The organism is Pseudomonas sp. R11F, from assembly GCF_050312575.1.
GTDB lineage: Bacteria > Pseudomonadota > Gammaproteobacteria > Pseudomonadales > Pseudomonadaceae > Aquipseudomonas > Aquipseudomonas palleroniana.
Genome location: NZ_JBNPJU010000044.1, coordinates 19,313 through 41,444, shown reverse-complemented (window position 1 = coordinate 41,444; position 22,132 = coordinate 19,313). Strand labels below are relative to the sequence as shown.

The 22,132-nt window shown below is 52.2% G+C and carries 19 protein-coding genes and 2 tRNA genes; 10 read left to right on the top strand and 11 right to left on the bottom strand.

Annotation, left to right across the window (positions count from 1 at the left end; translation table 11 throughout):
* The first annotated feature begins 55 nt into the window (after window positions 1-55).
* The 6 genes from rpoD to ACQRBV_RS11910 all read left to right on the top strand — a co-directional run bounded on the left by rpoD (window position 56) and on the right by ACQRBV_RS11910 (window position 8,787).
* On the top strand, window positions 56-1,903 hold the full coding sequence (rpoD, locus tag ACQRBV_RS11935; protein ID WP_060757267.1) for an RNA polymerase sigma factor RpoD: 1,848 nt from the start codon (window positions 56-58) through the stop codon (window positions 1,901-1,903).
* A gap of 121 nt (window positions 1,904-2,024) precedes the next feature.
* Window positions 2,025-5,765 carry a bifunctional diguanylate cyclase/phosphodiesterase gene (locus ACQRBV_RS11930; RefSeq protein WP_060757266.1) on the top strand — a complete coding sequence of 1,247 codons (3,741 nt, stop codon included), beginning with the start codon at window positions 2,025-2,027 and terminating at the stop codon, window positions 5,763-5,765.
* Between the two features lie 15 nt (window positions 5,766-5,780).
* Window positions 5,781-5,857 (top strand) — tRNA-Ile (locus ACQRBV_RS11925).
* Between the two features lie 126 nt (window positions 5,858-5,983).
* Window positions 5,984-7,045 carry a tyrosine-type recombinase/integrase gene (locus tag ACQRBV_RS11920; protein WP_411985385.1) on the top strand — a complete coding sequence of 354 codons (1,062 nt, stop codon included), beginning with the start codon at window positions 5,984-5,986 and terminating at the stop codon, window positions 7,043-7,045.
* Window positions 7,046-7,259: 214 nt separating this feature from the next.
* Entirely contained in the window at window positions 7,260-7,484 is a 225-nt protein-coding gene (locus tag ACQRBV_RS11915; RefSeq protein WP_411985384.1) for a DNA-binding protein, read from the top strand.
* A gap of 349 nt (window positions 7,485-7,833) precedes the next feature.
* The gene (locus ACQRBV_RS11910) at window positions 7,834-8,787 is read left to right on the top strand and encodes a hypothetical protein (RefSeq protein WP_411985383.1); all 954 of its coding nucleotides are present in this window, start codon (window positions 7,834-7,836) and stop codon (window positions 8,785-8,787) included.
* 575 nt (window positions 8,788-9,362) lie between these two features.
* On the opposite strand, the gene ACQRBV_RS11905 is transcribed toward ACQRBV_RS11910, so the two are convergent.
* From ACQRBV_RS11905 to virB5, 6 genes are all read right to left on the bottom strand, one after another.
* Window positions 9,363-10,034 carry a hypothetical protein gene (locus ACQRBV_RS11905; RefSeq protein ID WP_411985382.1) on the bottom strand — a complete coding sequence of 224 codons (672 nt, stop codon included), beginning with the start codon at window positions 10,032-10,034 and terminating at the stop codon, window positions 9,363-9,365.
* 103 nt (window positions 10,035-10,137) lie between these two features.
* A complete protein-coding gene (locus ACQRBV_RS11900) occupies window positions 10,138-10,356 on the bottom strand; it encodes an antitoxin VbhA family protein (protein ID WP_411985381.1) in 219 nt (72 codons plus the stop codon).
* 278 nt (window positions 10,357-10,634) lie between these two features.
* Window positions 10,635-11,720: a type IV secretion system protein gene (locus ACQRBV_RS11895; RefSeq protein ID WP_411985380.1), complete on the bottom strand. Its 1,086-nt coding sequence runs from the start codon at window positions 11,718-11,720 to the stop codon at window positions 10,635-10,637.
* Complete coding sequence (locus tag ACQRBV_RS11890) at window positions 11,717-11,971, bottom strand: EexN family lipoprotein (protein ID WP_073655100.1); 255 nt, start codon at window positions 11,969-11,971, stop codon at window positions 11,717-11,719. Before ACQRBV_RS11890 ends, ACQRBV_RS11895 begins: the two co-directional genes overlap by 4 nt.
* Window positions 11,968-12,459 (bottom strand): hypothetical protein, encoded by a 492-nt coding sequence (locus ACQRBV_RS11885; protein WP_411985379.1) that lies wholly within the window; start codon window positions 12,457-12,459, stop codon window positions 11,968-11,970. The genes ACQRBV_RS11890 and ACQRBV_RS11885 overlap by 4 nt, the downstream gene beginning before the upstream one ends.
* A 1-nt stretch (window position 12,460) precedes the next feature.
* A complete protein-coding gene (gene virB5, locus ACQRBV_RS11880) occupies window positions 12,461-13,219 on the bottom strand; it encodes a P-type DNA transfer protein VirB5 (RefSeq protein ID WP_411985378.1) in 759 nt (252 codons plus the stop codon).
* Between the two features lie 1,241 nt (window positions 13,220-14,460).
* On the opposite strand from virB5, the gene ACQRBV_RS11875 reads away from it, so the two are divergent.
* Window positions 14,461-15,069: a sce7726 family protein gene (locus tag ACQRBV_RS11875; RefSeq protein ID WP_411985377.1), complete on the top strand. Its 609-nt coding sequence runs from the start codon at window positions 14,461-14,463 to the stop codon at window positions 15,067-15,069.
* Here the strand turns inward: ACQRBV_RS11875 and ACQRBV_RS11870 are convergent.
* From ACQRBV_RS11870 to ACQRBV_RS11860, 3 genes are read right to left on the bottom strand one after another with little or no spacing between them, the layout of a single operon-like run.
* Window positions 15,058-16,128, bottom strand: a complete 1,071-nt coding sequence (locus ACQRBV_RS11870; protein WP_411985376.1) for a beta family protein — start codon at window positions 16,126-16,128, stop codon at window positions 15,058-15,060. The genes ACQRBV_RS11875 and ACQRBV_RS11870 overlap by 12 nt on opposite strands.
* Window positions 16,115-16,681, bottom strand: coding sequence for an ImmA/IrrE family metallo-endopeptidase (locus ACQRBV_RS11865; RefSeq protein ID WP_313870714.1), 567 nt, complete (start codon window positions 16,679-16,681; stop codon window positions 16,115-16,117). Before ACQRBV_RS11865 ends, ACQRBV_RS11870 begins: the two co-directional genes overlap by 14 nt.
* A 6-nt stretch (window positions 16,682-16,687) precedes the next feature.
* Window positions 16,688-17,296, bottom strand: a complete 609-nt coding sequence (locus tag ACQRBV_RS11860) for a hypothetical protein (RefSeq protein ID WP_411985375.1) — start codon at window positions 17,294-17,296, stop codon at window positions 16,688-16,690.
* 456 nt (window positions 17,297-17,752) lie between these two features.
* On the opposite strand from ACQRBV_RS11860, the gene ACQRBV_RS11855 reads away from it, so the two are divergent.
* Complete coding sequence (locus ACQRBV_RS11855) at window positions 17,753-18,310, top strand: hypothetical protein (protein WP_411985374.1); 558 nt, start codon at window positions 17,753-17,755, stop codon at window positions 18,308-18,310.
* 228 nt (window positions 18,311-18,538) lie between these two features.
* Here ACQRBV_RS11855 and ACQRBV_RS11850 read toward each other — a convergent pair whose 3' ends face one another.
* Complete coding sequence (locus ACQRBV_RS11850) at window positions 18,539-19,240, bottom strand: hypothetical protein (RefSeq protein ID WP_411985373.1); 702 nt, start codon at window positions 19,238-19,240, stop codon at window positions 18,539-18,541.
* A gap of 15 nt (window positions 19,241-19,255) precedes the next feature.
* Window positions 19,256-19,330, bottom strand: a tRNA-Thr gene (locus ACQRBV_RS11845).
* Between the two features lie 333 nt (window positions 19,331-19,663).
* On the opposite strand from ACQRBV_RS11845, the gene ACQRBV_RS11840 reads away from it, so the two are divergent.
* Window positions 19,664-21,085, top strand: coding sequence for a hypothetical protein (locus ACQRBV_RS11840; protein WP_411985372.1), 1,422 nt, complete (start codon window positions 19,664-19,666; stop codon window positions 21,083-21,085).
* Between the two features lie 565 nt (window positions 21,086-21,650).
* Window positions 21,651-22,097: an Lrp/AsnC family transcriptional regulator gene (locus ACQRBV_RS11835; RefSeq protein ID WP_060757265.1), complete on the top strand. Its 447-nt coding sequence runs from the start codon at window positions 21,651-21,653 to the stop codon at window positions 22,095-22,097.
* Window positions 22,098-22,132 lie beyond the last annotated feature (35 nt).

Genomic DNA, 22,132 nt, shown 5'->3' with positions numbered 1-22,132 from the left:
GGTATAATCCTCGGCTTGTTTTTTGCCCGCCAAGACCTTCAGTGGATAGGGTGTTATGTCCGGAAAAGCGCAACAGCAGTCTCGTATTATTGAGTTGATCAAACTGGGTCGTGAGCAGAAGTATCTGACTTACGCCGAGGTCAACGACCACCTGCCCGAGGATATTTCAGATCCTGAGCAGGTGGAAGACATCATCCGCATGATTAACGACATGGGGATCCCCGTACACGAGAGTGCTCCGGATGCGGACGCCCTTATGTTGGCCGACGCCGATACCGACGAGGCTGCCGCTGAAGAAGCGGCTGCCGCGCTGGCTGCTGTGGAGACCGATATCGGTCGTACCACCGACCCTGTGCGCATGTATATGCGTGAAATGGGTACCGTCGAGCTGCTGACACGCGAAGGCGAAATCGAAATCGCCAAGCGTATCGAAGAGGGTATCCGTGAAGTGATGGGCGCAATCGCGCACTTCCCTGGCACGGTTGACCACATTCTCTCCGAGTACAACCGCGTTACCAGCGAAGGTGGCCGCCTGTCGGACGTCCTGAGCGGTTATATCGACCCGGACGACGGCATTGCGCCGCCGGCTGCCGAAGTACCGCCGCCTGTCGATGCCAAGGTTGCAAAAGCGGACGACGACTCCGACGACGACGAAGCTGAATCCAGCGACGACGAAGAAGAAGCCGAAAGCGGTCCAGACCCGATCATCGCTGCCCAGCGTTTCGGTGCGGTTTCCGATCAAATGGAAATCACCCGCAAGGCCCTGAAGAAGCACGGTCGCACCAACAAGCAGGCAATTGCCGAGCTGCTGGCGTTGGCTGAGCTGTTCATGCCGATCAAGCTGGTACCGAAGCAATTCGAAGGCCTGGTTGAACGTGTTCGCAGTGCACTTGAGCGTCTGCGTGCTCAAGAACGCGCAATCATGCAACTGTGTGTACGTGATGCACGCATGCCGCGCGCCGACTTCCTGCGCCAGTTCCCAGGCAACGAAGTTGACGAAAGCTGGTCCGACGCACTGGCCAAAGGCAAGGCGAAATACGCTGAAGCCATTGGTCGCGTGCAACCGGACATCATTCGCTGCCAGCAGAAGCTGACCGCGCTTGAGACCGAAACCGGCCTGACCATTGCTGAAATCAAGGACATCAACCGTCGCATGTCGATCGGCGAGGCCAAGGCCCGCCGCGCGAAGAAAGAGATGGTTGAAGCGAACTTGCGTCTGGTGATCTCGATCGCCAAGAAGTACACCAACCGCGGCCTGCAATTCCTCGACTTGATCCAGGAAGGCAACATCGGCCTGATGAAGGCTGTGGACAAGTTCGAATACCGTCGCGGCTACAAGTTCTCGACTTATGCCACCTGGTGGATCCGTCAGGCGATCACTCGCTCGATCGCCGACCAGGCCCGCACCATCCGTATTCCGGTGCACATGATCGAGACCATCAACAAGCTCAACCGCATTTCCCGGCAGATGTTGCAGGAAATGGGTCGCGAACCGACCCCGGAAGAGCTGGGCGAACGCATGGAAATGCCTGAGGATAAAATCCGCAAGGTATTGAAGATCGCTAAAGAGCCGATCTCCATGGAAACGCCGATTGGTGATGACGAAGACTCCCATCTGGGTGACTTCATCGAAGACTCGACCATGCAGTCGCCAATCGATGTCGCCACCGTTGAGAGCCTCAAAGAAGCGACTCGCGACGTACTGTCCGGCCTTACTGCACGTGAAGCCAAGGTACTGCGCATGCGTTTCGGCATCGACATGAATACCGACCACACCCTTGAGGAAGTCGGTAAGCAATTTGACGTGACCCGTGAGCGGATCCGTCAGATCGAAGCCAAGGCGCTGCGCAAGCTGCGCCACCCGACGCGAAGCGAGCATCTGCGCTCCTTCCTCGACGAGTGATACCAGAACCCCCGGCCCAGGCCGGGGGTTTTGCTTTCTACAGATAAAACGCTCTGTCTCCTCCCTCCCCCGCAATGCCCGTCTACACTCGAAACATTCCCCGTGCCATAACGAGACCGTTATGCCCAGACTGCCGACTGTGTTACTGCTGTCGCTGCTGACCTGGACCGCAACGGCTGGCGCGTTGACTCTTTCTGATGATGAGCGTAGCTGGCTGGCGGACCATCAGGAGCTGCGCCTTGGGGTGGATGCCTCTTGGCCCCCCTTCGAATATCGCGACGAAAACGGTCGCTACCAGGGACTGGCTGCCGACTATGTGCGCCTGATCCAGGACCGCCTGGGCGTGCGGATCAATCTGATTGAGCCGGCGAACTGGACCGCCGTGCTTGAACAGGCCAAACACAACCAGCTCGACCTGCTGCCCGGCATCATGTCCACCCCGGAGCGGCAAAGCTACATGGCCTTTACGCGCCCCTATCTGGATTTCCCCATCGTCATCCTCGCCCATGTAGGGGGTGCCAAACCACGCGACCTCAAGGGTCTGTACGGGCTGAAGATTGCCGTGGTGGAAAACTATGCGCCCCACGAACTGCTGCGTACCCACCACCCCGACCTCAACCTGGTGGCGATGCCCAACGTCAGCTCGACACTGCAGGCCCTGGCCACCGACGAAGTGGATGCCGTGGTCGGCGATCTGGCTTCCAGCGTCTGGAGCCTGCGCCAGCTCAAGCTTGATGGCTTGTACGTCAGCGGCGAAACGCCCTACCGCTATCAACTGGCGATGGGCGTACCACGGGATGAAAAAATACTGGTGGGCATACTCGACAAGGTGCTCGCCGACTTGAGCCCCGATGAAACCGACGCGATCCAGCAACATTGGGTAGGCAGCGTCGCCGATCACCGGACTTTCTGGGTCGACTTGCTGACGTACGGCCTACCCGCCGTGCTGCTGCTGAGCACAGTCCTGGCCATCGTGATTCGGATCAATCGTCGGCTCAGTTCGGAAATTTCCCGGCGAGTCGCCCTTGAACAGGAACTACGCAGCAGCGAATACCACTATCGTGGCCTGGTGGAGAGCCTGTCCGCCATTGCCTGGGAAGCCAGCATCACCGACTTCACCTACAGCTACGTATCGCCCCATGCCGAAGACCTGCTGGGTTACCCCCGCGCCCACTGGCTGATCCCCGGCTTCTGGCGCAACATCATCCACCCCGCCGACCTGACACGCGCCGAAGCCTATTGCTACCGCGAAACCCGTGCCAACCGCGACCATAGCGTGGATTATCGCGTGATCACCGCCGACGGCCGCTGCCTGTGGGTGCGTGACATTGTCAGCCTGATCGAACACGGCCATGAGCCGGTACTGCGCGGCCTGATGATCGACATCAGCGAAGCCAAGCGCACCGAAGAAGCGCTGCAGCTGTCTGAGCAGAAGTTTGCCTCTGTGTTCCAGCAATGCCCGGACATCCTGGTGATCGCACGGATGTCCGATGGCTGCCTGCTGGAAGTTAATAAGGCGTTCGAGGACCAAATTGGCCTGACGGCCGAAGAGGTCGTGGGCAAAACCGCCACCGAACTGAATATCTGGGGCGTCCAAGGCGTCGGTCCCGACCTGCTGCAAAGGGCGCAGAACACCAGCATCCGCAACTTGGAGATGACCTTCCTGCGCAGCAATGGCCAGGCGTTTACCGGGCTGATCTCGGCCGAACCCTTCCAACTCGACACCACCGCAGCCCTGGTGGTGGTGGTGCGTGACATCAGCCAGCTCAAAGAAACTCAACAACAACTGCAAACCTCTGAAGAGAAATTCGCCAAGGCATTCCATGCCTCTCCAGATGGCTTGCTGTTGAGCCGCCAGCGCGATGGTGTGTTGATTGAAGTGAACGAGGGCTTCAGCCGGCTGACCGGCTTCACCAGCGCGACGCTTGACCAGTCATCCCTGGACCTGGGCATCTGGGTCGACCTCAACGAACGCAAGCACATGCTGGAGCTCATGCAGCGTGACGGGTTTGTGCGCGACTTTATCTGCCACATCCGCCGCGCCGACGGTTTGATTCGCCTATGTGAATTATCCAGCCGGCCCCTGCCCATCGGCGGTGAAGACTGCATGCTGACTATCGCCCGCGACATCACTGAGCGCCAGTTGATGCAGGAAAAACTGCAACAGGCTGCCACCGTGTTCGAAAGCACCGCCGAAGGGGTATTGATCACCGACACCCGACAGAACATCAGCGCCGTGAACCGTGCTTTCAGCGAAATCACCGGCTACAGCGAAGCCGAAGCCCTGGGCCAGACTCCGCGCCTGCTCGCCTCCGGCCTGCACGACAGCGCGTTCTACGCGGCGATGTGGCATCAGTTGACCGCACATGGGCATTGGCAGGGCGAGATTTCCAACCGCCGTAAGAATGGCGAGCTGTACCCCAGTTGGCTGACCATCAGTGCCGTGCGCAACCGCGAGCAACTGATCACGCATTTCGTCGCGGTGTTTGCTGACATTTCCAGCCTCAAGCACGCCCAGGCCCGCCTCGACTACCAGGCGCACCACGACCCGCTGACCGGCCTGCCCAACCGCACATTGTTTGAAAACCGCCTGCAGGCGGCGCTCAATACCCAACAGGAAATCGGCAACCAGGGCGCGGTGCTTTTCCTCGACCTGGACCGTTTCAAGCACATCAATGACAGCCTCGGTCACCCCATCGGCGACCTGCTGCTCAAGGACATCGCCGTACGCCTCAAGGAACAACTGCGCGATATCGACACCGTCGCCCGGCTAGGCGGTGACGAATTCATCATCCTGCTGCCCGGCCTACAGCAAGCCAGCGATGCCGAGCATCTGGCCAATAAGCTGCTGGCCTGCTTTACCCCACCGTTCCAGGCCGGTGAGCACGAGTTCTTTATTACCGCCAGCATCGGCACCAGCCTGTACCCCCAGGACGGCACTGATGTCGCCACCCTGGTCAAGAACGCCGACGCTGCGATGTACCGCTCCAAAGCCAAGGGGCGCAACCGGGTCGAAAGCTATACCCGCGACCTGACTGCCCAGGCCAACGAACGTGTGGCGCTGGAACACGAATTGCGCCGCGCCATGGAGCGCGACGAACTGAGCCTGTACTACCAACCAAAACTCAGCCTTTCGACGCAAGAAGTGATCGGCGCCGAAGCGCTGATTCGCTGGCACCACCCGACCTTTGGCGATGTCCCGCCTGAACACTTCATCGCCCTGGCCGAAGAGAACGGCATGATCCTGCAGATCGGCGATTGGGTCCTGGAACAAGCCTGCCGCCAGATGCATCTGTGGAAAGAAGCTTTCGAAGACTTCGGCCCACTCTCGGTCAACCTCGCCGGCGCGCAGTTGCGTCATCCCAACCTGCTAGGGCGCATTGAACAGCTGCTACGCGACTACCGCCTGGAGCCGGGGCGCCTGCAATTGGAGATCACCGAGAACTTCATCATGAGCCAGGCCGAAGAAGCGCTGGAGGTCCTGCATCAACTCAAGCGCCTGGGCGTACAGTTGGCCATTGATGACTTCGGCACCGGCTACTCGTCGCTCAGCTACCTCAAGCGCCTGCCGCTGGACTTCCTGAAGATCGACCAGTCCTTCGTGCGCGGCCTGCCCGATGACCCTCACGATGCCGCCATCGTGCGCGCCATCATTGCCCTGGGCCACAGCATGCAATTCACCATCATCGCCGAAGGCGTGGAGAACCCCGCGCAGCAAGCCTTCCTGGCCGCCGAGGGCTGTGAGCAAATGCAAGGCTACATCGTCAGCCTACCCCTGCCGCCCGAGCTTTTTGCCGCAAGCCACCTTCACCTGCGTGTTTCAGAGTTTTCGGATGGCACAGCGGAGAATCCATCGTTATAATCCGCGACCTGTTAAGGGCCTATAGCTCAGTTGGTCAGAGCAGAGGACTCATAATCCTTTGGTCCACGGTTCAAGTCCGTGTGGGCCCACCATACTCAAAGCCGCGCATTGCGCGGCTTTCGCGTTTCTGGCTGGACCACTTCAGACACAGTCCTATGGTCCAAAGGTACAAATTAGGTACAGTGCGGCTTCGCTTGCACGCCTTTGGAGTCCTTCAGATGGCCACAATCGTCAAAACCCCAGCCGGCACTTGGAAGGCCGTCATCCGCAAAACCGGATGGCCGACCAACGCCAAAACCTTCCGTACCAAACGCGACGCCGAGGATTGGTCACGACGCACTGAGGATGAAATGGTGCGGGGTGTGTATATCCAGCGCAGTGGTTCCGAGCGACTGACACTCGAGAATGCGCTTCAGCGATATCTGCGCGAAGTCAGCCCTACCAAAAAACCCACCACGCAGAAGGCTGAGGCGACCAAGGCTCAGCAGTTGATCCAGCACCTGGGGAAATACTCGCTGGCTGCTCTGTCATCCGAGGTGATTGCCAACTATCGCGATACACGCTTGGGCTCCCTGACCAACCGCGGCCAACCCACCAGCAATAACACCGTACGGCTGGAGCTTGCCCTCCTCAGCCACCTATTCACAGTCGCAATTCAGGAATGGGGACTTGGCCTCACCTTTAACCCTGTGCTCAACATTCGAAAACCGAGCCCTGGTGAGGGTCGTAACAGGCGCCTGATGGTTGATGAAGAGAAGCGTCTTATGGCCGCTGTGGGCAAGCACAGCAATCCCATGTTGGGCTGGATCGTCCAAATAGCCTTGGCGACAGGTATGCGTGCATCAGAGATTGCAGGCCTGCGGCGATCACAGGTGGACGTCCAAAAACGGATCGTCCGGCTGTCGGATACAAAAAATGATAGTGCTCGCACCGTTCCGTTGACGAAGCTCGCTACCGAGGTTTTCCGCGCAGCCTTGGCGAATTCCGTGCGGCCGATTGACTGCGATCTGGTTTTTTTCGGTGAGCCTGGGCGTGATGGAAAGCGTCGCCCCTATGCCTTCACAAAGATCTGGGGTGCCATCAAGAAAAAGGCTGGTGTGCCGGACTTCCGTTTTCACGATCTGCGGCACGAAGCCGTGAGTAGACTGGTTGAGCGCGGTCTCTCTGACCAAGAAGTCTCGGCAATCAGCGGGCATAAATCCATGCAGATGCTCAAGCGTTATACTCACTTAAGAGCAGAGGATCTCGTATATAAGCTCGACCGCCTCGAAAAGATATAACCGGATTATTGTTTTCTAGCTTGTTGTCAGTTTGTTTTCTATTTGTTGTCGCCTTGTTTTCCAATATGTTTTCTCAACCGCTTCAACAAGGCGAAATCTCCTGATTGGTGACAGCCCAAACCAAAAGTACCATCTTTACTGTCACCAAACTTCCTTGATAGCTTCGACCCGTACTTACAAACGCACGCTAATTTACGTAAGCATGGAGAAGCAAATGACTGCCGAAGAATATCTGCTGGACCGCTTCGGTCCTCTAATGAGCATGGCCCAAGTGGCCAGCCTGCTGGATAGATCACCGGACGGCTTCAGAGTCGCGATGTACACCGATTCAGACCTATCACGAAAACTAAAGCCGACGGTTGTTCGAGTTGGACGCCGAGTGTTTTTCCGCACAATTCAAGTGAACGACGCACTAGGTCTAGATGGAAATCAGCGATGACCATCGCTTTGGACCAATACCGTGCAAAGTGCTCCATTAGTGGAACCATAAATGACAGCAACGGATATTACGCCAGATTACTATCACTAACCGAACGGTATAAAGCCTTCCTCAATATCAGGCTCAATGTTCATCCAGGCTACAGCAACCAGACAGTAGAAACCAAGAAGCCCGGTTTGGTTACCGGGCTTCTCGGACCTTTCAGAACAAGTTTTCTCTTTCGACGGTAGAAACCTGTTCGCAAACCTATTCGATTTACATAAGAAGGTGAGCCGATTATGGCTAGCGCTTCGGCTTCGCACAAGTCGACGAACGTGGCTTATATCACTCACCGCCGAATGGCGGGATTATGGGTTCAATCTCCGTAGCTCAACCAGGAAGACGCAGCAGGCCCCACACCCATCGTGTGAATCACGGCGGTAACTACTGCGGCCACTCGCCGGAGAACCCGCGCCTGGGGCTGGTGAAGGACGTTGTGAGCCCTGGAAAAGCCCTGCCCGGCATTTTGACCGAACTCAACGAGCGGGTTAAACGCTACTACAGCAAACCCGCCGTCCTGCCCTCACTCCGCAACGCAAACCCCAGCCTCGGAGGCCGTCAGCAGCGCAGCGAACGCCGCGAAGCTTGTCTTCTGATGCTGGCAGTCATCGTTTCTTATACAGACCTTGTGTCGCTACGCTGCGGCGTGCCAACGAAGCAAGGTTTTATGTCACTGACCCTAGACTATCTAGTCGAATACACAGGCCTCCACATGCGCCGCGCAGAACGCGCCATGGCCGACTTGAAGCGTGCGAACCTTATCACCTGCAGCCAGCCGAGAAAGCTGAATGAAGACGGCACTTATCGCGGCCTGGCGGCAGTAAAGGCGGTGAACAAGATGTTATTCACTGCCTTTGGCCTTGGTAAGCGCTTGGAGAGGGAAACGGAGCGCGCCAAAGACCGGCTGGCCAAGAAGATCAAGAAGGCAGGCGGCACCATGACCAGCTGGGCCCGCAACAGGCTGGTAATCGGGAGTATCAGCGCCCCGAAGCCTTTGAAGACATCAGCAAGTGACCACCATAAGCCAACGGTAGCCGAGAGCACCACGGGGCTTGCAGCGGCCTTCAGATCGCCACAAATCCCCCAGCGGATACCAGCGGGTGCTGACGCTCAAACATATGCCCTAGCGCGCACCGAACTGGCGATAGCGATCTTGAAAGCGAACCCAGGTAAGACAGCAGCAGAGGTAAACGCCGAAGCTGACCAGATACTCAGGCAACGCTACACAGCCAAGACAGCCAAAGCAGGACGATTCACCGCTTAGCCCTAACCGGCAGGCCTCCCCACGCTCGTAAGGCGTCAAAGACGCAAGAAACAGCCTCGAAACAGTTTTCTCCGGCCGGAACCATCCCCTTTCCTATCTGGCTATCACCATAACTCACCCGATTTCGAAGTTATCCACAGGCATGTGGCCTGGCCTTTCTGAACAGTTACCGTTAAGTGTCGGTAAGAGGTTTCTTAGGTGTCGGACCTTAACCAGTAGGTCTTAAAGAATCAGAAGGCGAGGGATTGCTACCGTCACCAGTAGCCAACTAAACACAGCACTCCGCGCTTCGCTTGGGCAACCCCTTCGGTTGCATCCCGCGTCCTATCCTTGCCGGACGGGCGGCAGGGGCAGGTCCGGCGGCTTCGCCTTGTTCCTTCCCCTGTCGCTAGGCTTGGTCGCTTACAGCTGCATCAAGGGTTCGGCTACGCCCATCATCCTCACCCGTTCAGTGCTCGCCCTCTGGGCTGCGCTCCGCTGCGGCCTCCGGTGATGCCCTTGACCCAGCTTCCAGCTAAGTCATGCCCCAATTAGAATCGGAGTCGGACGAACGATGGAGCATCCTACACTTTATTTCATGAGTTTCTTTCATGCTCAAGTTCAATCTGCGCTCTTTTTATATAACAACGAATTCGAGCATCTCGCATTTTAGAAGCACGTAGACCGTCTAACCCTATTGAAACAACAACGGCGAGGGCGGCAACCACAAAAATATAAGCTGAGGCCTGGACGGGCCATGCTGGGGTTTTCTGAAGGTAAGCAACAAAAAGACTTACAAGAGTTGATACAAGAATAACTGGAACGAAGTGCTGATTAATCAGAAATGGTTTGGGTGGAGGATTTAGAGTTTCAGAGTAATCCGAAATAACTTTAAGCTCTTCTGGTGCGTAGCCCATACCTCTAATTCTATCAATAAAAAAAGCATAAGCTAGGTAGTCAACCCGCTCGGAGATACGCTGCTTAGATATATGATATTTCTTGTATTCTTCAGGATAAACTCTTGACAACATACGTTCAAGAGACCTGAAAAAGACAAGCATAGATATAGCTGTACCCGTCATAACACTCATAGACCAAACGGGGTTGTCGAAAATATACAGAGCTGATGATACGGCGACCATGGCAAGCAGAGACAGTAACAGAGGAATAAGCTCTCTCTTACGCTCATGCAGCCTCAAGCGCTTGTAACCAAAAACACGATTACTTTCAACATAGGCCCTCTTAACCTCTTCCCATTTACTTTGCACCAAAACTCTCCTTGTGATCAATGAGCAAATAATCACTACCCCCATTGCACAACCTTAAATCTGATCTAAGGATTAACGCTGGGGATTCTGATATAAGTGAGTACTACCGAACAGCAGGAAGGGCCGAGAAATCACCAAATGAGATAAACTCGACCAAAGTCAATTCGCCATTTACGAAAGCGAGAGTGTACCGCTCCATCTCAGGAGTTATCGTAAATCCTTCCAACGCGAGCGAAGCACGAGCGTAATCGACTGCAGCTTGCCGCCGCGCCCGCTCTGCATCCGTGAACTCCACAACATCCATATTCTTCACCCGTTTCATGAGTACTCCGCGACGTAGAACAAGACAATTTCAGCGCTGATAAGCTGAAGGGTCAAGGGCGTCACCGGAGGCCGCAGCCCGTGAAACGGGACCGGGCGAGGATGACGGCGAAGCGGACCCTTGACGCTGTGCACCTCCAATCCTATATGCGGGGGCTGCTGGATGCCTTTCCCAGCAGCCCCTGCTACCGGCGAGGGCGGGAAGTCCAGAGGGGCAGAGCCCCTTTGGGCAAGCCCGTCAGGGCGCGCAGCAGGGTCCATGATTATGAGATCTGGTCGCTAACTACCGACCCTCCCTCCTCTCGCCCTACCCCAGTTCTTGCCCAGGTTCTGCATGACATGCTGCCGATAGGCTGGGTTCCAAACGCTGTTTCCTGCGATCACATGATTCAAACCTCTTGCAGTGGTCATCATGCCCGACTGCAAGTCACGGCGCGTTGACATCGGGTTAACGGTATTGAAGACCGCCTTGGCTGGGTTTAACGCAGCCTGAGTCATCTGCCGCAATGTGATCGCACTGGACGACAGACCACCTGCAAGCTGGCTTCCCAATGAGTAAGCCTGATAAACCATGTAGAGCACGATGCCACTCAACGCGAGGATCTCCAGCATGTCGGTCGCTGGACCGTTTCCAGCAGTGGGCTGCACATCAGCCAGCATTGTCGAGAAGAACTTCATCCCCAGCGTAAGCACTGACGTGATCGCTGCGCATTGAATGATATAGGTCATCACCTGGGCGAACCATTGATCGAACCACTTGCTGGTCATCTGACCGAACAGCAATAGTGCGATGAAGAGCGGGCCGCACCCCAGCAAAAATGCCAACAGCACCTTGGCTGTGATGATCATCGCTCCAGCGGGTAGCGTAATCAGGAATGTTGCGATGAGCATCGTTCCAGCGATAAGCCAGTCATAAAGAATCATGCCTACCTCGGTCATGCCACGACGTCCCGCGCGAGCAATCAGATCGGAAGCGATATCAAATCCGTCGGTCATGGCTCTATCAATCACCTGATACACCGACGTTGCAGCTACACCTTTGCCGTTTGGTGAGAACGCATCTGCCAAGCCAACCTCCAGGCCTCGAATCGCTTCCACGACCCAACCAAGGTACGTATCAGCATTGAGTGCCAATGCGCCGATGAATACCCATTTCAACATGAGCTTGAAGACATGCGGGAGAGGATGCTCGATGAAGCCACCGACTGACAAAAGGCCCAGGATCATGAAGAAAAGGCCGCCGCCAGCAACGAACAAGCCCGAGGAATTATCAATGACACTATGTGCCATGAGTTGCACGTAGCCGTTCAACACCGAGTCGATTGAGCCACCTACCCATTCGTAAAAATTGGACTCCATGGTCATTGCCCCTCCAGATTCAGCATTTCACGCTTCCGATAGCCGCGCTGATCAAGCTGCTGCTCATTCCTGGCCTGCTTGGCATTAACGCAGTTCGGCGTAAGGGCCAGAGTCCCGGCATGTCGCTCACACTCCGATATACGGATATCCCTTTCCGAGCTGTGGGCTTTGTACCAATCGACAGAATGGACCGGTTCATCCGCCCCGCAGCCCGTGAGCAGAAACAAAACGACAATTGAGAAACGAGAGGCTGTCATTTCCGGCCCTCCCGATTCTGATCCGCCCCATTCACTTCACGAGGCAGCACATGCTCCGCCTCCGTGCGGAATTCCCCAGCAAATTTCAGCGAATAGGCCAGCTCAGCGGCGTTGATAATCTGGAGTGCTGCAAGCGTTCTCAACGCGCTTTCCCTTGTCCCTGCCCAACTACCCGTGATGCGGTATTCGGACCTCGAAATCAATAGCGACGAACCCAGTGCACATGCGAACGAGATCAAAACGGCGAGCGTTGAGGAGATTGGCCCAGTTGCTCGGGGCGGCACTATCTGCAACCAATCGGCAAGCGCCAGTACAAAAGGCATGATCGCGGCTGATGCCGCCAGGAGATCGCTCTGGATCAACTCAGGTGCACGTCGTGACACCTCTTTCAAAGCTCCGAACCGGCCAATGCAAATCCAGAATCGCCGTAAGGAAGTGAGGATGAAGAAGCACATGACCAAGGGGAGGATATGAGCGTACGAGATCATTTCAGTTGCCCCCCAGGTTCAGCACTTCGCGATTCTTGTAGCCTCTCTTGTCGAGCACCTGGGCATTCAATTCCCGTTGCCGCTGCTCCTGGATCTTGCCCTCAGCCTCAGCGACCATTTGGAACATCTGCAATTTGGTCTGCTCATTCTGGATCATCGCTTGCTCTGCCGCGATGCGACCTTGCAGCTCTGCGATCCCTTTGGGATCTTGCGTTTGATTGATTTGCCCCATGAGCTGGTCAATCTGCCGTAATCGGGCCTCGGCCTGGTCATAGGCCTGCAGAGCAAACGCTTTATCTTGCGACGGCTTCACCGCCTGTACTCGGCAAACATCGCGCTGCTGATCCTGAACCAGACTTTCGCAGGCATCGAACACCTTGTTATCCGCATAGATAGAACCAGCACGACCATTCAGGCCTGAATAGCCGCCATGCTTCACTGCGTCATACACAGCCTGCCAGTCTTGAGGCAGATACTCTCGCAGCTGCGGATCATCAAATACTCGACCGAGCCCACGCGACCCCGTGAGCGCGCCGTACTGCTGCTTCATCTGATCAATTTGGGATGTCATCTGCTGAACCTGTTGGGCCCAGCGAGTCGTGTTAGACGCGAACTCGGCAACAGTCATGGGGGAATCCGTCACTTGGGTAGTAACGGTTACGGGGATTTGAGCGTACCCCTGCTGGGCCCCTAGCACGAGCATCGTCGCGAAACTAAATGGCCGGACGCCTTTGAACGTAAAACGTTTTAACGAACCCATAGTCACCTCTCCATTGGAAATGGTGAACACTGGGCCGTCTGTCCGGCCTGTCGATCTGTTTAGGAATCGCACCCAGCACGGTTGTACCGTTCTTGGGGTGACTATGCGCCAGTCTTACCCGGTGTAGGCCCCGTCTTTTAGGGACCGCGCCCATAATGCGCAAAGCATCAGCGAGGCGGTTGCAGCGCTCATTCAATTAACCAAAATATTATACATCGGCAAAACGCATTATCCCATTGTGGCTTTATTTCCTGACGTGCCGTACATCCCATTTCTTCGTCATGACGAAACTATATTCTTTGGGGAGGACTACTGCAGGATAGGCAGAGCACCGTAACTCCGTCATACAGACATGCGGTTCACGCAGAAAATAAGAATTTCGTCATGACGAAAAAACCGACACCCATTGGAAATGTGAGAGCTACCGCAGGATAGGCCAACCACCGGTTAATGTGCGCACACGCCTTTAGAAGTGGATTTCCACACCCGCTCAAGACAAAATCTTGATCATGGCTAAAGTACTAAGGTGATGGATTCGTGCATATAGGGACCGCAGGCAAACTGCCCCATTAGCTTATGGTTATCCTGCTGGGCTTTACTCAGTAAACACGCTAGGTCACGTATGGACGGGCTGGCTCATGGACCGCGATTTGGAAAGGATGAGATGCACAAGGCAAACCGACCTACCAGATGCTGAACGACGGCTGTATCTAAACTAGATACCTTGTCACTGAAGGAAGGCGCCCAGGTGTCCTTGTCTTTCGAACGAATAGAGCGCTGCCTCCGAATCGCTGATGAGTAAACAGCCACAGTCGATAGAGCTATAGAGCTATAGAGCTATAGAGCCAAGTTTGAAGCGACGCAGTACGAGAGATAATTTTGTGAAACTCTACAACTACAGTGCATCCGACGCTGCCATTCGCATTAAATAAACTTTCACTTATGCGAAATCAGGACTCAATATGTATGCAATAAGCTCTGCCAATTTCTTCTGGCCCGCCACCACTTAGCGCACCAAACTGATTAGCACTTAGGATTTAACAATACCCCCTCAATCTTGCCTAACAGACTACTAGTCTATTGTATAGTAATCAGCTTTCAGCGCAGGGAGCTACTGACTGACCAGATTTATTGCTGTATTATTAGATCATGAAGCAAATTGCAAGCTCTAAAACCAAAGCATTCACCACGCAAATTTTGAGATTAAAATGCCACCACAACCAGATCAGACTTAGAATAAAATGAGAGAGACTGACATCAAGCGCATGTTTGCGCACTATCTTTTAAAAAAGAAAACTACTGAGGTCGTTTTTTTTGAATATGCATTTCATTTTGGACGGCGCCGTGCAGACATAATATCTGTGGAGGATGGAATGGTTATAGGGTACGAGATAAAATCTGCTTTTGACCGTATAGACAGGCTTGAGGAGCAATTGAAATCATATGCGCAATTATTTGATTATGTTTACGTGATATGTGACAGCAAACATATAGGGGCTATAAGAAAAATCACCCCTGAAAGAGTCGGCATCTATCAATGCGCATATAGCGGTTTAAGCCGCCTACGAAAAGCCAAGCAGATAAAAAATTTCGATAGCATTACAACCTTAGATGCCATGCCTATGGATCACTTGCGCAGAGACTTTAAAATAAGAGGCAACTCGAAGCTGGAGATCTGCAACAAGATCTCTAAAAGCAAACAGCGCGAAGATATAAAAAACACATTCAGAAACTACATCATCCATAAATACAGTGCCCAAACTGCTCATTTCAAAAACGAGCTGAGCGAAACTCTCACTTTAGATGATGTATATTCACTGAGCCTACCCCCAAACAAATTAGGCACTTAATAGTTTAACCCTGCGAATCATGTAGTTACAGGCCCTAACCGAAATCCAGAAGGATGGACTTATCCCTGACGGAGTACCCAATGCAGCACAGGAAATTTCCTCATCCGCCCAGCTTTTGTTGGAAACATAATTTGGATCAACTACCACCTGCTTAGCGCATAAAACATAAGATCCAGCATCTCTACGCTTGCGATAGTAATAAAATTTCTCATCCGTACAGAAATCTATTCGAGGAACAAAAGTCCCCCCTCGCATTTCGATCTGTTTTACATTGATAGATGCAAAGTCTCCAAACTGCAACAGAGGCCGATTGTGTTTCAAAGAAAGATAAAGCGAATGTTCAAAAATCTCAAAGCAGCCCTTATCATCCTTGCCTTCCGCTTTAACGAGGTAAGGAAATGACCCTGACAAGCAAACTATTCGTTCTAGCCAGCTGTCGGCATTCGGCAGCATTGAAATTGTGGTAAACGCCTTATGGTAGAGATCGGTAATTTCAGCCAAGCCGGATACCTTAACTCTATCCCTAATACAACCTTCATCAAGGATCACATAGAGTCTAGTATCATACAGCTCAGATACTATAGCACTTATTATTTCCTCGTACTCTTCGCCTAGCAAATCAGCTGGCAAACGCAATGCCATTCTTTTGTACTTGCTCGTAACAGCAGCAACAAAAGCTTTAGCTTCAGCCAAATCTTCATCTAACTCAAAGTTCACGTGAATCATAGGCACTATCTGCTCGCTACAATTCATCTCAAGCCAATTCTTCCAACACTCATATCCGTTCACAGGTGAAAGAATACTTTCTATTTGTGAATTTTTCTGCTTACTATCTGTGGTAACATCCAATATATAAGGCAGCTTACCCTGGATATTCTTAATCTGATCCAACCGCTTTATTATATCGCCAACCGAGTTTTTCTTTGTAATTCTCGATTTTGTTATTTCATACACCGGAAGCATTTTCCGCCGGTATGACTCGTCTACAGACGAGATCGCACGAAGCTCCGCGTCCTTTGTCTTTAAAACGGGAAAATAAACTAAGCTATTCCAATCCATGCCCTTTCATCCCTAAATTTTTAGCGCGAACACGCACTGCTAAGGTTGACACCATAAAGTACAGCGCGACCTCCTCAATACTGCCAGAAAACGTCCGAACCTTATCTCTAAAAATCGACTCCGGCATCAGAAGCTCGCTGGCAAAACGATTGGCTTCAGCTTCCATTGGATTACTTTCACCATTCCGAAAAAAATTAAGATCCTCAAACTTGACTTGTTGGAATCTATGCCTCGAAAAATGAGCTATTTCATGCGCAATAGTAAATCGTTGTCTATTGGGGTGGTGCAACGCATTAACTTTAACCACCCAGTCCTTGCCGTTATCTGCGAGAGTCAACATCCCTGAAATTTCGTCACTCATAGGGATACTGATTAAAGCAATACCTAAAACCAAAAGTAGAGCTTTCACATCAAGAGGAGAAGTTTCTACTCCATTCTTCCTCGCTAGCTCTAATAGCTGGGTAACAGTAAACCTTTCATCAGTCGATAAATTTTCACCCTGTGAAAAATCCTCAACCAACTTCGGCTTCGTGCTCTTTCGGATAAAGGCCATATCTACCTACTCAGTAATCTTGCCCTCATCGCCAACGGAGCTTTCAGTCCTATCAAGTTCCGCCAAACGACTAGTTACCGTAATTATAGCATCCTCAGACAGTTTAATTCTACTTTCATGTTCGGAAACTATAACTTCTTGAGCAGAAAGCCCATCAAACATATCTCCATATATAGCATTTAGTTTCTGAAGCTCTTTTTTAGCTTTCTTCTCGATAATTCTTGTCAGCTCTCCAGCCTTCGAAAACTCATCAAAATGAGCTTTAGATTCCTTGACCACTTCAGCCTTAGAAGAGCTTCTTATAACCACAAAGGCTCCCCCAACGATTACGGCATTCAAAGCAATTAAAACACTAATCATAGTTTGATAAAAAGAAACTTGTAGCGACCACAATGTATCAACTGAAATTAGTGACTTCTCTTTAATCATTCTTTCTATCACTATCTGCTCATACGGCTCTAGTTCTTTTATATCTCTAGTAGGAACGTACTGATGGTGACTAAGCAGAATTTCGCTGATTGGTGCAAAGTGGAGAATAGCTAGCACCAACATCAACGCGATGCCGGTAGAGAGAAGGGTCGAAGCAAGAAGGTCCTTCGTTTGCACAGCCTTCATCCTTGATCAAAGGTCGGTCGTCTGAGCGACCAGCGTCTTGAGCAACGCCAGGACGCCCTGGAGCCAGCATCATCGCCAGGTAGCAATTTGATGCTACTCTCACCGCAACCCCCTTGTCCATGCTGCTTTACGACAAGCGTCGCGCTCCACTCGGCCCGCTGGGAGCCATCGCGACCGAATTAGCCAAAGCACGCCCATAGGGAAGATACTCAAGTCGATTGGCTAAAAAGACGCAGGAACTGGATAATATATATTTATGCAATATCCAGAACTGGACGCCGTCGTGAACCCCATACGGCGCATGGCGTTTTTTTAAAAACATGAAATAGTGATTAATGACGGGCGCCCCCGACGGGCTAAGTAAAAACTTTCCGGATGGGTCGCTAGCGTAAACCTCTACTATTGTGCTGGGATAAACATGAAGAACAATCAAAAAAAATCAAAGCGACCAGCTTGATGAGTGAACACAGCATAGAATACTGCTTAGTCCCGCGAATGCTAACACTTCTGAAACAGCATTATGAGTATGTAACACCGGTATACCCAGCAATGATGAGAGAGTTCAGCAAGAAATCATACGACTTTCAATGTGATACCTTCCGCGCACTAGCACTTTTCCCGCGTAGACCGAAAGTAACTGAAGTTCTATCGCAAGAAATATACATCACCATAAATCAAGAGCTCTATTCCTTTGAAGAATTCATGAGAGCTAAAGGAATACCTACTATAGCGGGTTGCCCCGTAGTATCGACCATATGGGAGCTATCAAGCGACCCCAAGATAGTATGGATAGATATAAGCCACCCCTCATTAGACGAGTATCTAAACAACATAAACTTAGAAAAAAAATCAGCCGCACTGCTGAATGAAGAAGAAATCCTAAGACGGCTTTCGATGGCCCAGGTGTTATCTTTAGAACAACTTGGAGACACAGTTCGAGAATTTAGAAGAACTTACGGAGCTCCCCATATTTACGGCCCAAAATATAAGCCTATATTTTTTTTAACGAAATAGGCCAGCAAGCAAACGACTAATTAATTCGCGACCGAACAAGCGCGGCAACTCAACTATAATATCGATATATACTGAGGTGAGAAACAAGAGCGATCGCACTTTGCAAGATGCCACATGACAAAGGATGCTTGCGCCCGTCGCAACTATAGCGTTGACGGCTTCGCCAGCACCACCAAATGAGATTGGGAAATAGCACCAACTTCCGTCGCCCCCCCTACACAGGGCTCATCAAAGTTTATAACGGACAGGCTTTTTATCCAATGAGCTTAATTTAGTAGCAACGGACCAGCCTTGTGTTTCCATCGCATATTTTTCTAACGCGGTAATATGGCGTAAATAATCTCGACCAAACCCAAGTGTTGGGGACTGCACCAAATCCCTTATTACTTTTCCAAGATAGTTGTGAATTTCAATCTGACGCATTATCTGGACTGAGTCCAGGCTATCCAAATCTCCTGTCATAGCAGAATCAACCTTATTCAAACTGCCATTCAGTGCCTCAACCCATTGTCCGTGTGCGATTTTATTTCTAATACTACTAGGCTTTGTAATTTGACTCGCAACAAGCCCCAAGAGCTTACTTAACCTATTACCAAGCTCAATATCAGTATTGGGATCACCTACTTTTGCGAAAGCCAAACTTATCATTTCAATCCAGCCTTTGGTAATCCCATTTTTTTTAGCATTTAAGAGCGATTTAATCTCAGATCCGGAAAACCCCTTCTCAGTATAAGCAATTTGTACAAATTGTGCTTCTGACCAAGCAGAGTAAAGTAAAGCCAATAACTTAGTTTTTGTTTCAACCTGGAAATTTTTATTTTTTCGAATATCGCTATTAATGTCTCTTTTAAAAGACTGAATGACTTGCTTTAGATATCTAACATTCCGACTTTGTGCCTTATAGATGGCAAGAATTTCACTGTCGTTCATTGGATGGACTCCGGGTGGGGGAGGCGGGAATCGAACCCGCATCTTTCCACAAATACATGTGGAACGCATTATTCCTTATTATGCTACCCCATTGAGTCCTGACACAGCAGATGGAATCCACTGTAAAAGGCAAAGCGTTCCCAAACTTAAAAACGCTAGCGCCGTTGATACTACGTTAATACGCAGTCCTTTCCAAGCCCGCGCTGCTTACGAACGAACCGACCGTCTGTAAAAATTTGGTTGAAGGAAACAGAAGGTCCGTCCTAATCGTATTGCTCAACAGCTACACCTACTGGCGGAGGGCCTAGCCAGAGAAGGGCGTAGACTTCATTATGAGGTCAAGAGATGTCTGCATAGCTCGGCCAATTCAGCCGGCCTCTGCCAGTCTAAACGTCTGGCATCCACTTCAAGAGTAATTTCACGATGTTTGCCCCCATCAGCAAGCGCAGGTTCGAGACCTATTTTTATGGTCGCTCACCGCATGTAAAGGATTTCACGACAGAAGTGAATTGGTATACCTGTGAGGCACAGGGGGTAACGCTGCTGGCAGTGGTTTTGCGCTGTCACATCGACAATGATTTCAACGCCATTGTCTTGGCGCGAGACCTAGCAAAGCGTTTCCGTGCTGTGGAGACAGTGGTATCACTTCCCACCGCCGACGCGGCAATTCAGGAAGCTACCAAGACGATTCAAAGAATCGTAGGAAGGGCTGTGAACGGGATGGTTCCCCAGGGCGATGAAGCAGAAAGCCCGTTCGCTATTTTTGCTTCAAGGGTCCCCGTTCACAAGCAAAATCGATACCTGAAAATGATTTTGAATGACCCAGTCTATTATCCAGCAAGAGTTGCAATGGAGGAATTGGCTCATTGGTTTGAGGATCCGGATGGTATCTTCATCCGAGGCTTACAAGGCAATGGGTTCAACTCACGGCTGTTCGAGCTTTACCTTCAGGCTGCTTTCTATGAACTCGATTTCATAATTGATCACTCGCATCCTCAGCCGGATTACCTGCTTTCCAAAGGAGGCATGGTCGTTTCGGTAGAGGCGGCTACGGTCGCTGAGCTGGAAGGCGAAGAAGAAGAATTTGGCCGACCTCTCGAAGAGGAGAAACTGTCCGCTTTGCTGGAGCACGTTGAAAAAGTTATGCCCTTCAAGTTCCAGAGAACGCTGGCCAAGAAGGTGCGCCACCGGCCTGAGCCCCTGGCGCTGCCCTACTGGGAGTTACCCCACACCAAGGGGCATCCCTTCGTGATCGCTGTCCATGACTACTCAAAAGGGATGTCGATGGCGACTTCACAAGGCTCCCTACAAAAATTCCTTTATGGTCTGGAATTGGTCGACGGCAAGATGGTGCCGGTTGAGCGCCATGAATACGAGGGCCGGACGATCGCTTCAAACTTCTTCGCTCAGCCAGGAAACCGGCATATCTCCGCCGTTATGCTGGCCACCGGGGCGACGATTCCAAAGTTCAACCGTATGGGGCGTCTTGCAGGTGTTCAGAGCAGTACATCGATTGCCGCAGTCTACGGTGTGCGTACGGATGCGGAGGGCAACCCTCATCCTTTTAAGTCCATCGTTGAAGGCACCGATTACCACGAAGCCTGGCACGACGGTATTTACATGTTTCATAATCCAAATGCCGCGATCCCCCTTCAGCCAGAACTATTCCACCGGGTGATACACTGCTTCAGGGATGGAGACGGGTTTGTCGAGTATCTACCTCCGAATTACATTGTTGGCTCGGTGACCCAAATGTTCAGGTTCGAGGAAGCACAAGCTGACGAGTTCAGGCGCAGTTTCAACCTTGACGATTTGCAGCCTGATCGCCCCATTGAGGATGTCTAGGTGAGGCAACCGACCGATCGAAGACTGAATAGTCCCAGCTTCCCTACAGACGTTTCGGCCAAAATAACCGCCCGTACGAGGTGCCGCTTGGCCGACAACTGCTTTTGTCCGATTCGATTGGAAACAGTCGGATCTCCTCTTCCCGGCTGTCAGCATACGGTCAGCTAAGCTTTTTTTGCACGGAGCTACCTGAACGCTAGTCGCCTCTAGCCATGCAGAACTCCTGCGGTTCGAGGATCAGACCTCTCAGAGAGTCAGAGACGCATATGCCAACGGCAAGCTCTCGGCAAAATCAGTACAACCACGGTACAGTACTCAGCTTGAGCAACCTTCTCAGAATTACGCTCAACACCAGTAACGACGGGGCCTCCAGCTATGCCAACCTACGTTCACCTACGAACGATTTCTCTAGGCATAGCAGCTCGCCCGGCAACTCATAATCCTTTGGTCCACGGTTCAAGTCCGTGTGGGCCCACCAACTCCAAAAGCCGCGCATTGCGCGGCTTTTGTGTGTCTGGAAGTCTGTAACATGTAGCCCACTGCCCTCAGCACTGGAGTGCCCACTTTGCCCGTCCTCGATGAAATCGACCGCCAACTGATCGCCGCCCTGCAGATCAACGCTCGTGAAAGCGTGGCGATGCTTGCGCGGCAGCTGGGTATCGCGCGCACCACGGTGACGTCGCGCCTGGCACGCCTGGAGAAGACCCAAGTGATTACCGGATATGGTGTGCGCCTGGGCCAGCGGGTAGTGGACGGCGGTTTGCAGGCTTATGTGGGGATTACCGTGCAAGCGCGCTCGGGCAAGGATGTGTTGCGCAGGCTGAGTGCCATGGCGCAGGTCCAGCAGTTGTGTGCAGTCAGCGGTGAGTTCGATTACGTGGCGTGGCTGCGTACCGATTCGCCGGAACAACTGGATCAATTGCTGGACCAGATCGGCAGCGTCGACGGGGTCGAGAAAACCACCACCTCCATCATCCTCAGCAGTAAATTGGACCGCGGCCAGCCAATCTGACCACTTGCTTCGTCACTTTGACTAAAAACAATTCA